Annotated in this window: 12 protein-coding genes; 11 read left to right on the top strand and 1 reads right to left on the bottom strand. The window is 61.9% G+C overall.

The annotated features are described in order from the left end of the window. The first annotated feature begins 60 nt into the window (after positions 1-60). The 5 genes from pstC (at position 61) to APH28_RS18840 (ending at position 4,170) form a co-directional block, all read left to right on the top strand. Complete coding sequence (gene pstC / locus APH28_RS18860) at positions 61-1,026, top strand: phosphate ABC transporter permease subunit PstC (RefSeq protein ID WP_060511998.1); 966 nt, start codon at positions 61-63, stop codon at positions 1,024-1,026. After that, on the top strand, positions 1,026-1,919 hold the full coding sequence (gene pstA / locus APH28_RS18855; protein WP_060511996.1) for a phosphate ABC transporter permease PstA: 894 nt from the start codon (positions 1,026-1,028) through the stop codon (positions 1,917-1,919). Before pstC ends, pstA begins: the two co-directional genes overlap by 1 nt. A gap of 51 nt (positions 1,920-1,970) precedes the next feature. Next, positions 1,971-2,756, top strand: coding sequence for a phosphate ABC transporter ATP-binding protein PstB (pstB, locus tag APH28_RS18850; protein ID WP_027918791.1), 786 nt, complete (start codon positions 1,971-1,973; stop codon positions 2,754-2,756). 95 nt (positions 2,757-2,851) lie between these two features. Further along, positions 2,852-3,550, top strand: a complete 699-nt coding sequence (locus APH28_RS18845) for a hypothetical protein (RefSeq protein ID WP_060511994.1) — start codon at positions 2,852-2,854, stop codon at positions 3,548-3,550. Next, positions 3,550-4,170 (top strand): hypothetical protein, encoded by a 621-nt coding sequence (locus APH28_RS18840; protein WP_060511992.1) that lies wholly within the window; start codon positions 3,550-3,552, stop codon positions 4,168-4,170. The genes APH28_RS18845 and APH28_RS18840 overlap by 1 nt, the downstream gene beginning before the upstream one ends. A gap of 116 nt (positions 4,171-4,286) precedes the next feature. Here the strand turns inward: APH28_RS18840 and APH28_RS18835 are convergent, their stop codons facing one another. Next, a complete protein-coding gene (locus tag APH28_RS18835; protein ID WP_060511990.1) occupies positions 4,287-5,807 on the bottom strand; it encodes an NCS1 family nucleobase:cation symporter-1 in 1,521 nt (506 codons plus the stop codon). Positions 5,808-6,008: 201 nt separating this feature from the next. Between APH28_RS18835 and APH28_RS18830 the strand changes: the two genes are divergently transcribed. The 6 genes from APH28_RS18830 to APH28_RS18805 all read left to right on the top strand — a co-directional run bounded on the left by APH28_RS18830 (position 6,009) and on the right by APH28_RS18805 (position 13,267). Beyond that, a complete protein-coding gene (locus tag APH28_RS18830) occupies positions 6,009-7,043 on the top strand; it encodes a L,D-transpeptidase (protein ID WP_060512100.1) in 1,035 nt (344 codons plus the stop codon). A gap of 94 nt (positions 7,044-7,137) precedes the next feature. Further along, positions 7,138-7,848 carry a murein L,D-transpeptidase catalytic domain family protein gene (locus tag APH28_RS18825; protein ID WP_371263100.1) on the top strand — a complete coding sequence of 237 codons (711 nt, stop codon included), beginning with the start codon at positions 7,138-7,140 and terminating at the stop codon, positions 7,846-7,848. 286 nt (positions 7,849-8,134) lie between these two features. Next, a complete protein-coding gene (locus APH28_RS18820; protein WP_060511986.1) occupies positions 8,135-9,751 on the top strand; it encodes a BCCT family transporter in 1,617 nt (538 codons plus the stop codon). A 132-nt stretch (positions 9,752-9,883) separates the two neighbouring features. After that, positions 9,884-11,002 (top strand): aromatic ring-hydroxylating dioxygenase subunit alpha, encoded by a 1,119-nt coding sequence (locus APH28_RS18815; RefSeq protein WP_060511984.1) that lies wholly within the window; start codon positions 9,884-9,886, stop codon positions 11,000-11,002. 119 nt (positions 11,003-11,121) lie between these two features. Further along, positions 11,122-12,081 carry a PDR/VanB family oxidoreductase gene (locus APH28_RS18810; protein ID WP_060511982.1) on the top strand — a complete coding sequence of 320 codons (960 nt, stop codon included), beginning with the start codon at positions 11,122-11,124 and terminating at the stop codon, positions 12,079-12,081. A 97-nt stretch (positions 12,082-12,178) separates the two neighbouring features. Beyond that, on the top strand, positions 12,179-13,267 hold the full coding sequence (locus APH28_RS18805) for a helix-turn-helix transcriptional regulator (protein WP_060511980.1): 1,089 nt from the start codon (positions 12,179-12,181) through the stop codon (positions 13,265-13,267). Positions 13,268-13,281 lie beyond the last annotated feature (14 nt).

Below are 13,281 nucleotides of genomic sequence, written 5' to 3'. Positions count from 1 at the left end.
TCCCGGCATGGTGTGACAACCGTGCCGGGGGTGTTTGCCCCCAGTCCCGGAATCAGCTAAATGAACACACCTTTTGCCATACCGGATAACCCAGACTCCGCGTGCCAGCCACCGTCCACCAGGGACATCCTAGTCGACCGCACCTTCCGTGCCCTTGCACGCATCGGTGTGGTGCTGATTCTCGCGCTGGTTTTCGCGTTGGTATACGAAGTAGGACGCAAGGCACTTCCAGGAATGGAAAAGCACGGTTTCGACGTGCTGTTCGGCAGTGTGTGGGACGTCAATCAGGGCAAATACGGCATTCTGCCCGCCATCTGGGGCACGCTTTACAGCGCCCTGATCGCCTTGTTGATCGCCGGTTTCTTCGGCGTCAGCATGGCCATTTTCCTTACCCAGGATTTCTTGCCGGCAAGGCTTGCCGCGGTGTTTCGCACCATCGTCGAGCTGCTTGCCGCTATCCCCAGCGTCGTCTACGGCCTGTGGGGCATCTATGTGGTGATTCCGGCCATCCGGCCGCTGACCGCCTGGCTGAACAGCGAGCTGGGCTGGATCCCGTTCTTTGGCACCTCCCTGAGTGGCCCCGGCCTGCTGCCGGCGGCGTTGGTGCTGGCGATCATGATCCTGCCGACCATTGCCGCGGTTTCCCAGGATGCGCTGACCAGCGTACCAATGAAGACCAAGCAGGCGGCCTACGGCATGGGCACCACCCATTGGGAAGCCATCCTCAAGGTGATGGTGCCGTCGGCCGCTACCGGCATTTTCGGCTCGCTGGTGCTGGGCCTTGGCCGCGCACTGGGCGAAACCATGGCCCTGGCGATGCTGGTGGGTAACGCCAACACCATCACCCTGTCCCTGTTTGCCCCGGCCAACACCCTGGCAGCCTTGCTGGCGCTGAACTTCCCGGAAGCCGGGCCGAACGAGATCGAGGTGCTGATGTACGCCGCCCTGGTCCTGATGTTCATCACGTTGCTGGTGAACGTGTTCGGTTCGATGATCATGCTCTACGCCCAGCGGGGTAACAAATAATGACTGACCTCTCTGCAGCAACGACTGCCTTGCCCAGCCTGCAGCGTCGCTTCGAAGGCCGCGCCCTGCGCAGCCTGGTGCTGACCTCCACGGTCTGGTGCGTGGCCCTGCTGGCCAGCGTGCCGCTGATTTCCGTGCTGTACATGCTGATCACCCGCGGCGGCGCGCGCCTGAGCCTGGAAGTGTTCACCGAATTGCCACCCACCGGTTTCGAGATGGGCGGTGGTTTCGGTAACGCCCTGGCCGGTACCTTCGTCATGGTCGGCATCGCTGCAGCCATCGCGGTGCCGGTCGGCATCCTGGCAGCGGTGTTCCTCGCCGAGCTCGGCCCTGACAGCAAGCTGGCCAACGCCTCGCGCTTTGCCGCAAAAATGCTCACTGGCCTGCCGTCGATCCTCGCCGGTGTATTCGCCTACGCCCTGGTGGTGATGACCACTGGCACCTACTCGGCCCCGGCCGGTGGTGTGGCGCTGGCGGTACTGATGCTGCCGATCGTCGTGCTGACCGCTGAAGAAGCCATGAAGATGGTGCCAAAGATCATGAAGGACGCCGCCTACGGCATGGGCTGCACCCGCGCCCAGGTGATCTGGAAGATCGTCCTGCCAACCGGCATGCCAGCCATCCTCACTGGCGTGATGCTGGCCGTGGCCCGCGCCGCAGGCGAAACCGCGCCGCTGCTGTTCACCGCACTGTTCAGCAACTACTGGATCTACCACGACGGCAGCCTGGCCGTCATGAACCCCACGGCATCGCTTGCCGTACTGATCTACAACTTCTCCGGCATGCCGTTCGACAACCAGCTGGAGCTCGCCTGGGCGGCCTCGCTGGTGTTGGTGATGATCGTGCTGGTAGTCAACATTCTGAGCCGTATTTTCGGCAAGCCCAAGTATTGAGAAAGGGAGCATTCGACCGTGAACGTATCAACTGCACAGAGAGCCGCTCCCATGGTCAGCGAAGCGCCAATCGTCATGGACTGCAAGCTGGACAAGATTTTCTACGGCAACTTCATGGCCGTGCGTGACAGCCATGTGCCGATCCGCAAGAACGAGATTACCGGTTTCATCGGCCCGTCGGGCTGCGGCAAGAGTACCGTGCTGCGCAGCCTCAACCGCATGAACGACCTGGTCAAAGGCTTCCGCTTCGAAGGCCATGTGCACTTCCTTGGTCAGGATGTCTACGGCAAAGGCGTGGACCCGGTCGTGGTGCGCCGCTACATCGGCATGGTGTTCCAGCAGCCGAACCCGTTCTCGATGAGCATCTTCGACAACGTCGCCTTCGGCCTGCGCCTGAACCGCTACAAGGGCGACATCGGTGACCGCGTCAAGCACGCCCTGCAAGGCGCGGCACTGTGGGATGAGGTGAAGGACAAGCTCAAGGTCAGCGGCCTGTCGTTGTCTGGCGGCCAGCAGCAACGCCTGTGCATCGCCCGCGCCATCGCCACCGAGCCGGAAGTACTGCTGCTCGACGAGCCGTGCTCGGCACTCGACCCGATCGCCACCCGCCGTGTGGAAGAGCTGATGGTCGAGCTTAAGAAGGACTACACCATCGCCCTGGTGACCCACAACATGCAGCAGGCGATCCGTGTGGCTGACACCACCGCGTTCTTTTCCGTCGACATCTCCCAGGGCACCCGTACCGGTTACCTGGTGGAGATGGGCCCGACCACGCAGATCTTCCAGAATCCGCGTGAACAACTGACCAGTGACTACATCAGCGGCAAGTTCAGCTGATACAGCCGGCACCCGCCAGGTGCCCCGCCCCGCAGGCCAGGAAGGCCGAGCGGGGTGGGGCGCTGTCACCGTTGTACTGTTTCAAGAGATTACCAATGGATGCGACATGTCGTCTTGACCTGCAAGCGGTAGAGCGCGCACTGCGCGAGGTGCAGGGCCGTTTTGCCGAGCTCAGCCAGCATTTTACCGAACCGCGTGATCCGTTCACCGACGAGGTGCTGCTCAATGTGCTTGAAGGCTATGCCCTGATTGACGACTATGTCGCGCGGGGTGTGGACTTGTTCGACCTGCAGCAGCTGAACCTGATGCTGGAGATCAACGCCACCGTGCTGTGCGGCAGCGACCCGGCGCGCCGCCGCGAGTTCGCCCCACACCTCGCGGCCACCGAGGCACGCTTTTTCAACAACGTGGAAGGCGGCATCAAGGACCTGTACAACTGGTATTGCTCGTACCGCAGCGAGTCGATCTGGAAGCGCGCCGCCGGCGTTTATGTACGTATCCTCAGCAAGCCGCAGTTGTTCATCGAAGGGAACAATCGAACGGGGTCGCTCATCGTCAGCTATCTGCTGATGCGCGCCGGGCTGCCGCCGTTCGTGCTGACGCTGGACAACGCCGAGGGCTACTTCAACCCGTCGTCGGTCATTCGCAACTCTGCCAAGCATGGTGTGAAAGCGTTGTACGAACTGCCCAAGATCAAGAAAAAGTACGCGGCCTTCCTTGAAGCGAAGGCGCCTGAACCCGAAAAGTTCTTCCTGCCCGGCACCTGCGCACGGGCCCGTCAGGGGAGCCGATGATGGAAAGGTATTCGATGCTGGAACAAGGCAAGGCTGGCGGGCGACGTGCGTGGCAGGCCATCGGGCGCAGATTCAAACGCCCGCAGATGCGCATTTCCTTCGATATCGATGACACGCTCGCGTGCCTGCCGCACCACGCCGATGAAGAACACAGCAAGCTGCCGGCGTTCGTCCACCGCTGGCTGGGCGAACCGCTGCGCAGCGGCACGCGTTCGCTGATCCGCGACCTGCGCCGCCAGGGCTGCAGCATCTGGATCTATACCTCGTCGGGCCGCACGCCGGCCTACATCCGCCGCTGGCTGATGCTCTACGGTATTCACGTCGACGGTGTGGTCAACAGCGACCGTCACCAGCACGTCCTGTCGCTGCACTCGCTTGAGAATGCCCCCTCGAAGTACCCACCGGCCTTCGATATCGACTTGCACGTCGATGACTCCGAAGGGGTCGGCATCGAGGGCTATGACCACGGCTTCCGCGTGGTGGTGGTCAACCCGGAAGATGACAGCTGGGCACAGAAGGTGATGGACGCCGCTGAACAGGTGCAGGCGCAGCTGGCCTGGCAGCAACCGCAGCGGTTCGAGGTACCGGTGCGGCGGCGAGAGCAGGTGCTGGCTTCCTGATCGTCTCTTTTCGCCATTGAGTTCGCAGCGCCTGTATGACCGAGCGCCGCCCGCGCGGCGCTCGATCTAAGCCTCACCTCTAAACTCAAGGCAGCCACCTGCTTCACCGGCCCTGATCAATGGTGCGCAGCGTCCACGGCGATGCTTTCGCCAGACACGTCCTGATACCGGGCACTGCGGTTGGCGATAGCATAGTGGATCAACCCGCCAAGGCCCGCGCCGAAGAACCAGGAGAACTGCGACAGCGTCTCGAATGCCGGCACCAGCGCCAGCAGGATGGCGATCAGCGAGGCCGGGATGAACGCCGCCACGGCACGCAGGTTTACCCCACCCTGATAATGGTAGGCGGCCTGCGGGCTTTCGCTGTACAGCTCCGGGAGGTTCACCCGGCTGCGGCGTACCAGGTAATAGTCGGTGACCATGATGCCGTACAGCGGGCCGAGCAGGGCGCCCAGGCCGCCGAGGAAGTACACGATCACCGACGGGCTGTTGTACAGGTGCCAGGGCAGGATCAGCACCGCGATGGTCGCGCTCAGCAGGCCCGCGCGGCGGAAGTTCAGGACCTTCGGCGCCAGGTTGGTCAGCACGAAGGCTGGGGCGACGAAGTTGGCCATGATGTTCACCGCCACGGTCACCAGCAGGAAGGCCAGGCAGGCCAGCACCAGGCCGGCGGTGTTGGGGATGGCGGCGACGATTTCGCTCGGGCTCTGCACCAGCTTGCCGTCGATGCTGAACTGCGCACCGGCGAGCACCACGGCGATCAGTGCGAAGCCGAGCATGTTCACCGGCAGGCCCCAGAAGTTGCCAACGCTGATGGTGCGTCGGTCCGGGCAGTTACGCGTGAAATCGCAGAAGTTGAGGATCATGGTGCCGTACAGCGAGACCCACAGCGCGGCGGCGCCGAGCACTTTCAGCCACATGCCGGAGCCGGTTGGGGCGTTGCCGCTGGACCAGGCAATCGACAGGCCGCTGCGCCAGTACATCCAGCCCGCCAGGCCGCTGAAGGCGACCAGGATGATCGGCCCGGCGATGGATTCGAAGCGGCGCACCATCTCCATGCCGTAGGCGAAGATCGCCACCTGCACGCACCAGATGCCGAGGAAGGTGACCCAGCCCAGGGTTGACAGGCCGAGGAACGAATCCTGGTCGTAAGGCTTGAGGTCCGGGGCGATGGCGGTGAGCAGCACACGCAGTACGACTGAAGCGAGGTAAGTCTGAATGCCGAACCAGGCGATGGCGATCACCGCGCGGATCAATGCCGGGATCTGTGCGCCGTGGATGCCGAAGCTGATCCGGCACATGACGGGGTAGGGCAGGCCGGTCTTCTGCCCCATGTAGCCGGACAGGTTCATCAAGCCGTAGATCAGCAACGCACCGAGGGCGAAGGCGGCAAGAATCTGCGCGCCGCTCATGCCCAGGGCGAACAGGCCGATGGCGAAGGTATAGTTGGCGATGTTGTGCACATCGTTGGTCCACAGCGCAAACAGGCTGTAGCGCCCCCAGGTGCGGTTGGCCGCGCGGGTCGGTGCGAGGTCGCTACTGTACAGGCGCGGGCTCAGCTGCAGCTGACGGGATTCAGCGGTCTCGGCGGGGCGATCGCCAAGCTGGCCAACATCGGAACGGGAAATCGACGCCATCGGGACTCCGTGATGGTTGTGTACTTTTATTGTTGGTATTTGTATACAAACAAGATTCGTACCAACCCATGGACGCACCAAGTTACACGGCCTCCGCGTTTTTTCGCCGTTTTTTGCGTTGTGGATTACGCTTTGAAGTGGGAAATTTGTGCACGTTTTTGTGCGCAGTTGTTACCGCAGGATGCCATGAGGATGAGTTCGATGTTGCATGTACCGCTCGCGCTGGGTCTGTTGCTTGCCGTCTCCCTGGTCGACGCGGCGCCGCTGCAGGTGCCCACCCCGGCCGCACTCAGGAGCCAGCTCGACAGCCTCAAGCCTGGCCAGTTTCTCTGGTACCCGCAGGTCTCGCCGGCAGGGCCGGTGACGGTGGTGGTCAGCCTCACCGAGCAACGGGCCTACGTTTACCGCAATGGCATCGCCATTGGCGTCAGCACCGTGAGCAGCGGCAAGGCAGGGCGGGAAACCCCCACCGGGGTCTTCAGCATTCTGCAGAAGAAGGTCGAGCACAAATCCAGCCTCTACAACAGCGCACCGATGCCCTACATGGAGCGCCTGACCTGGGACGGCATCGCCCTGCACGCGGGCCATCTGCCGGGTTACCCGGCCTCCCATGGTTGCGTGCGGCTGCCGCTGGAGTTTGCCAAGAAATTGTATGAGGTCACCGGCTTCAGTTCGACCACCGTCATCGTCTCCGATACCCACAGTGCACCGGTGGAGGTCAACCACCCCGGCGTGCTGGCGCCTACGGTCAGCGCAGGCAAGGCCCAGGGCCCGTTGGTCTTGAGCAACCAGCAGTTCTGGAACGACCCAGACCCGACGGCAGGGCCGCTGTCGATCCTGGTCAGCCGCGCCGACCTGCGCGCCTACGTGTATCGCGGGGGCCAGCTGATTGGCTCGGCGCCGGCACTCTCCCTTGAAAGCAGCAAGCATCGCAGTGGCATGGCGGTGTTTTCGCTGCTGCAAAAGCCATCCGCCCTGGCGCTCGATGGTGCACTACCCTTACGTTGGTCGGTGGTGGGGGTGAGCAACCCGGAGTACGGGGATACCCCCTATGAGCAACTGGGGCAATTGAACATCAACCCGGAATTCCGGCATCACCTGCGTGCGGCGATGGACGTTGGCACGATGCTGGTGATCACCGATTGGGCATCCACCCGGGATACCCGCAGCGACGGCAAATTCACGGTGATCAGCACTGACGAGCGTGAAGAAGTTAAGCCATTGGTCAAGAAATGATCGGCAATCCCGAAAAATTCAAGCAAAGTGGTGGCTTTTGGCCGCAAGCCAGCTGACTTTTTGCTGACAGGCCTTTACTGGGGTAACCATGTCGATGTTCGAACCCTTGCGGGGAGCCGTTCGGCTCTCACTGGCCAGTTTTGGCCTGTTTTTCCTCAGCGCCTGGCAAGCCGCCCACGCGCAAGCCCTGCCCACCGCCGCCGAGCTGCAGCAACTGGCGCCCAATGCCAGCCTGTCGACCCTGGACCTGGCACTGACTGCCTATGCCTGTGCCAGCCACAGCGAGGGGGACAAGTTACTGACGGTGATCGATTACTCCAAGGCCTCGCGTGACAAACGCCTGTGGGTGTTCGACCTGCGCGCGCGCAAACTGTTGTTCGAGGAGTGGGTCGCCCACGGCAAGAACAGCGGCGCCGATAGACCGACGACGTTCTCCAACGCGCCGAACAGCTACCAGTCTTCCATCGGCCTGTATGAAACCGGCCAGACCTACAGCGGCAAGCACGGCCGATCGCTGCGCCTGCAGGGGCTGGAGCCGGGCTACAACGACAACAGCATGTCGCGGGCGATCGTGATGCATGCCGCTGCCTATGCCGACCCCAAGGTCGTGCCGGGCCTTGGTCGACTGGGGCGCAGCCAGGGCTGCCCAGCCGTGCGGCCGGCCATTGCCGGCAAGCTGATCGACACGCTGCAACGCGGCAGCTATGTGTTTGCCTATTACCCGCAACAGGACTGGCTGAAGAAATCGCGCTTTCTCAATGCCCAGAGCTGCCCGCTGGCGAGCCAGTCGATCGCCAGCAAGTAACCTATGCGGCCGCTTCTGATCGGAGGCGGCCTCGGTTTGCTATCTATTCGCTGTTTTTCGGCGCAAATCCGCTGATTATCCTTTTCTGACCGCTCGACTTCGTTTTCATCCTCCTGGCGCATACCCCGGCCGAGGATGAAAGGCGCTTGCGAAACGTAAAAATTGTCCGCAGACTGTTAACCAAGGGATTTCAGTTAACCAGTGGTTAAACTGCTAAGGACAGTATCGTCATCCCGAGCCTGCGTTGGATGTGACAAAAAAACAAAAACGTCCTGGGAGTCACTTGATGTCTTACCTCAACAAAAAGGTTGATGTGTTCCTCATCAGCATGAGCCTGATCGCGGTCCTGCTGACGGTGGTCGGCCTGGCCGCCTTCCCCGAGCAGGCCGGCATTGCTGCCAATCAGCTGTTCGAATGGTCCACCCGGTCCTTTGGCACTGCGGTGCAATTGCTCATCTTCGCCAGCACCATTGCCGTGCTGTGCATCGCCTTCAGCAAATACGGCAACATCCGCCTCGGCGCCGGCAAGCCGGAATACGCAACACTGACGTGGGTGTTCATGTTCATTTGCGCAGGCATGGGCTCCTCGACCCTCTACTGGGGCGTGATGGAATGGGCCTACTACTACCAGACCCCTGGGCTGAACATTGCCGCGCAGTCGCGTGAAGCGCTGGAATACAGCGTCGGCTATTCATTCTTCCACTGGGGCATCAGCGCTTGGTCGATCTATGCGCTGGCCTCGCTGGCCATGGCTTACCACTTCCATGTACGCAAGAAGAGCGGCCTGAACCTGGCCTCGGTGGTCGAAGCGGTCACCGGGCTCAAGGCCACCGGGCCTGTGGGCCGGCTGGTCGACCTGATCTTTCTGCTGACCATGATGGGCGCGCTGACGGTGTCCCTGGCACTCACCGCATCGACGCTGACCCGCGGCCTGTCGGGGCTGGTGGGTACGCCTGACACCTTCACCGTCCAGGTCATGCTGATTGGCGTGATTGCGGTGCTGTTCTCGCTCAGCTCGTACATCGGCATCGACGGCGGGCTGCAGAAACTCAGCAAGATCGTCTGCTATGGCGCGCTGGTGTTCGCCGCAGTAGTGCTGCTGGTCGGCCCGACCCAGTTCAGCATCAACAACACGGCCAACGGTATTGGCCTGATGATCCAGAACTATGTGCACATGAGCCTGTTCACCGACCCGGCCGGCGAAGGCGAATTCACCCGCAACTGGACGGTGTTCTACTGGCTGTGGTGGGTGTCGTATGCACCGGGCGTGGCCATGTTCGTTACCCGCGTATCGCGCGGTCGGCAGATCAAGGAAGTGGTGCTCGCGCTGATCATGGGCGGCAGCGTCGGCTGCTGGTTCTTCTTCGGTGCGCTGGAAAGCTACAGCATGCACCAGTTCATCACCGGCGCCATCGATGTGCCGAAGATCCTTACCGAACACGGCGGTGAAAGTGCCGTTGAAGCAGTGATCATGGGCCTGCCATGGGGCAAGGTGTTCATGGCGGTGTACCTGTTCATCATGGCGGTGTTCTGCGCATCGCACATGGACGCTGCCGCCTATGCCGTTGCCGCGACCAGCACCCGCAACCTGCAGGACGGTGAGGACCCGTCGCCCACCCACCGTCTGTTCTGGTGCGTGACCCTGACCCTGGTGCCGCTGGCCATGCTGTTTGCCAAGGCGTCGCTGTCGACCATGAAGACGGCCGTGGTGCTCACCGCCATTCCGTTCACCGTGATCCTGCTGATCAAGGTCTATGGCTTCTTCAAATGGATGCTGGCCGACTACGGCCCGGTACCGGCGCACCGTATCGAGGAAGAAGCCGCTGCCCTGTTGCGCGAAGAGCACGTCTTAACTGGCCGTCACGTGGACTCGCCAGCCCCTGCAGCCGCCGAGTTGGCCTGATGCTTTCCTGCACGGTGTCGCCTTGCCCCTCGGTTGGCACCGCTGCAGCTTTTTTTTGCCTGACCTGTTAACTGTCGGATGCCAGTTAACCATGAATTACAAGATGCGCAATGCGCAGCCTGGAGACAAGAGATGACCAAGTTCCAACGCCTACCCGCTGATTTCTGCCGCGACCATGAGAACGCGTTCACGATTCCGGCCACGTTTTACACCCACAAGGAGGTCTTCGAGCACGAGAAGGAGCAGATCTTCGCCAAGAGCTGGATCTGCGTCGGCCATCGCAGCGAAGTGGCCGAGAACAACGCCTACATCACCCGCGAGGTGATTGGCGAGAGCATCATCGTCATCCGTGGCCGCGACAGCGTGCTGCGCGCCTTCTACAACGTGTGCCCGCACCGCGGCCACCAGTTGCTCGAAGGCAGCGGCAAGGCCAAGAACGTGATCGCCTGCCCGTACCACGCCTGGACCTTCAAGCTCGACGGCGACCTCACCCATGTGCGCAATTGCGATCAGGTCGAGGCGTTCGACAAGGGGGACTACAGCCTGGTCCAGCTGCGCGTCGAGGAATATGCAGGCTTCATCTTCATCAACATGGACAATGCTGCCGGCTCCGTGGAAGACCAGCTGCCCGGCCTGCAGCAGCGTATGCGCGAAGCCTGCAGCGTCATCGACGACCTGCAACTGGCGGCACGTTTTGTCAGCCACACCCCGGCGAACTGGAAGTCGATCGTCGACAACTACCTGGAGTGCTACCACTGCGGCCCGGCGCACCCAAGCTTCGCCGACTCGGTAGACGTTGGCCAGTACGGGCACACGCTGCATGGCAACTGGACCCTGCAGTACGGCATCGCCAAGTCGTCCGAGCAGTCGTTCAAGGTCGACGAATCGGTCACCGACCCTTCCTTTGCAGGTTTCTGGGCGTGGCCGTGCACCATGTTCAACGTGCCGCCGGGAGCCAACTTCATGACCTGCATCTATGAATTCCCGGTCGATGCCGAGACCACGTTGCAGCACTACGACATCTATTTCCTGAACAAGGACATCACCCCGGAGCAGCAAGTCCTGGTCGACTGGTACCGCGATGTGTTCCGCCCTGAAGACCTGCGCCTGGTCGAGAGCGTGCAGAAAGGCCTGAAATCGCGTGGCTACCGTGGCCAGGGGCGGATCATGGTCGACAAGGAGCGCTCCGGCATCAGTGAGCACGGTATCGCTCACTTCCACAACCTGATTGCAGTTGCCCACCTGGACTGACCCAGGCCCGGCCATGCAGGCCGGGGTCGTTCAAACCTATCGTTCATTTCGGACAGTTGATCCGAAGCAGCAATGCCCGGGCGGCGGGGCCGCCGCCCAAGGCGCAGTTGAGGTGCAAGATGGCCAGTGTTTACGAGATGTTCAGTGTGCGGGTGCTCGAGGTCGAACAGGCGACGCCACAAATAAAGCGCTTCACCCTTGCACGCGCCGATGGCCAGCCCATGCCGGCCTTCACCGGGGGTAGCCACGTGATCGTGAAGATGGCCGATGGCCTCAGCAACGCCTATTCCTTGATGAGCGATCCGCGCGACCTGTCGCACTACCAGATCGGCGTGCGCCTGGAAGAGCAATCGAAGGGCGGCTCGGCCTTCATGCATGGCCAGGTAGAGGTCGGCAGCGAACTGACCATCTCGACGCCGAACAACCTGTTCGGCCTCGATGCCGCGGCCGGCAGGCATGTGATGATCGCCGGCGGCATCGGCATCACGCCCTTCCTTTCGCAATTGCACGAACTGGAAGGCGGGGACACGCCTTACGAGCTCCACTACGCCTTCCGCAGCCCCGATCACGGCGCGTTCCACGGGCAACTGGTGGATGGCCCGCATGCGGCCAGTGTCAATGTCTACGTCGACAGCCTGGGGCGTCGTCTGGACTTGCAGGCGCTGTTTGCCGGCATGGGCGACGACGCACACGTTTATGTGTGCGGCCCCAAGCCCTTGATTGATGCAGTAGTGGAGGGGGCCAAAGCCGCAGGCATCGCCGATGCCCGGGTGCATTTCGAGCAGTTCGCGGCCACCCCGGCTACCGGCGGTGCCTTTACCCTGGTGCTCGGCAAGTCCGGCCGCGAGTTGCAGGTCGAAGAGGGCATGACCATCATCCAGGCCATCGAGAACGTCAAAGCCGCCCAGGTCGAATGCCTGTGCCGCGAAGGCGTGTGCGGTACCTGCGAAACGGCCATCCTCGAGGGCGAAGCCGAGCACTTCGACCAGTACCTCTCCGATGAAGAGAAAGCGTCCCAGCAGACCTTGATGATCTGCGTCTCCAGGGCACGTGGCTCAAGGTTGGTCATCGACCTCTGAGTCCGGATGCTGGCCGAGGGCCTGCCAGGCACGTCTGTCATCCATCGGTTGACAGATGTGTATACTGGCAGCCAAGCCCTCCCAGGACCGCCTACTCATGCAGGAAAACAGCTTCGCCTTTCGTCTCAAGGAATTGCTGGAACACAACAAGCTGACGCTACAGGCAGTCGGTACCGCCCTGGGTATCTCCCGCACCGCGGTGCACAAATGGACCAAGGGCGGGGAAATCGACTACGACAACCTGCGCAAGCTGGCCGACTTTCTGCGGGTGAACTGGATCTGGCTGCGCTATGGCCAAGAGGCCTTGAGCAGCGTGCAGCACGCGGAGCCCGTCGAGCTGCCAATGACCGACCTGCGCCGACGTTACGCCGCCGAGATCATGGAAAACGAAGCACGCATGAAGCTTGCCCAGGAAGCCGCGCGCATCGTGACCTGGGAATGGAACCTGATCAGCGACGAACTGACCTACTCGCCGAACGTGCAGGACGTTTACGGCTGGACCATCAGCTCCAACGAAGACTTCTGGAGCCACCTGCCCGACGAGGATGTCGAGGCGATGCAGGCAATGTATGACCGCATCATCCGCTCGGGTGAAAACTGCGATTACGATTACCGCATGTCCCAGCCCGATGGCAGCGTACGCTGGATTTCGTCGCGCGCGACGGTGGTGCACGACGCTGCTGGCCGGCCGATCAAGATCGTCGGCATCAGCATGGACAACACCGCCCGCAAGCTGATGGAGGAGGCGCTGCGCACCAGCGAAGAGCGGTTCCGCTCGATCTTCGAACTGAGCGAAGGCGCGCTCGCCTTCATTCATCTGGATGGTCGCTTGCAGCGCGTCAATGACAGCTTGTGTGAGTTGCTCGGCTACAGCCAGCAGGATCTGTGCGCGCTGAATTTCCAACAGATCACCCACCCCGATGACCTGCAGACCAACCTGAGCCTGCTGGTCCAGCTGCTGGCTGGGTCGATCAACCGCTACGTTGTCGAAAAACGCGTTCGTTGCGGTGATGGCAGCTACAAGTGGGTCAGGGTCCGGACCTCCATCCAGCGCCAGGTCGATGGCGCTGCCGACTACCTCATCAGCGTTTTCGAAGACATCCACGCGGCCAAGGTCGAGCAGCAGAAACTGCTGCTGCAGATCGAGGAATTGCAGGCCAAACTGATGGGCAGCCCGATTTCCTAGGGCAGGCTTGAACG

The sequence above is a fragment of the Pseudomonas sp. NBRC 111124 genome (assembly GCF_001320245.1).
GTDB lineage: Bacteria > Pseudomonadota > Gammaproteobacteria > Pseudomonadales > Pseudomonadaceae > Aquipseudomonas.
The sequence above is the reverse complement of the archived record's forward strand: the minus strand, read 5'-3'. Positions and strand labels throughout refer to the sequence as shown.

Bases quoted from the DNA above. Each gene is read 5' to 3' on its own strand.
- APH28_RS18810 (WP_060511982.1), top strand. From the start codon at position 11,122: ATGGCCAGTGTTTACGAGATGTTCAGTGTGCGGGTGCTCGAGGTCGAA.
- APH28_RS18835 (WP_060511990.1), bottom strand. From the start codon at position 5,807: ATGGCGTCGATTTCCCGTTCCGATGTTGGCCAGCTTGGCGATCGCCCC.
- pstA (WP_060511996.1), top strand. From the start codon at position 1,026: ATGACTGACCTCTCTGCAGCAACGACTGCCTTGCCCAGCCTGCAGCGT.
- APH28_RS18815 (WP_060511984.1), top strand. From the start codon at position 9,884: ATGACCAAGTTCCAACGCCTACCCGCTGATTTCTGCCGCGACCATGAG.
- APH28_RS18805 (WP_060511980.1), top strand. From the start codon at position 12,179: ATGCAGGAAAACAGCTTCGCCTTTCGTCTCAAGGAATTGCTGGAACAC.
- APH28_RS18840 (WP_060511992.1), top strand. From the start codon at position 3,550: ATGGAAAGGTATTCGATGCTGGAACAAGGCAAGGCTGGCGGGCGACGT.
- APH28_RS18825 (WP_371263100.1), top strand. From the start codon at position 7,138: ATGTTCGAACCCTTGCGGGGAGCCGTTCGGCTCTCACTGGCCAGTTTT.
- APH28_RS18820 (WP_060511986.1), top strand. From the start codon at position 8,135: ATGTCTTACCTCAACAAAAAGGTTGATGTGTTCCTCATCAGCATGAGC.
- APH28_RS18830 (WP_060512100.1), top strand. From the start codon at position 6,009: ATGTTGCATGTACCGCTCGCGCTGGGTCTGTTGCTTGCCGTCTCCCTG.
- APH28_RS18845 (WP_060511994.1), top strand. From the start codon at position 2,852: ATGGATGCGACATGTCGTCTTGACCTGCAAGCGGTAGAGCGCGCACTG.
- pstC (WP_060511998.1), top strand. From the start codon at position 61: ATGAACACACCTTTTGCCATACCGGATAACCCAGACTCCGCGTGCCAG.
- pstB (WP_027918791.1), top strand. From the start codon at position 1,971: ATGGTCAGCGAAGCGCCAATCGTCATGGACTGCAAGCTGGACAAGATT.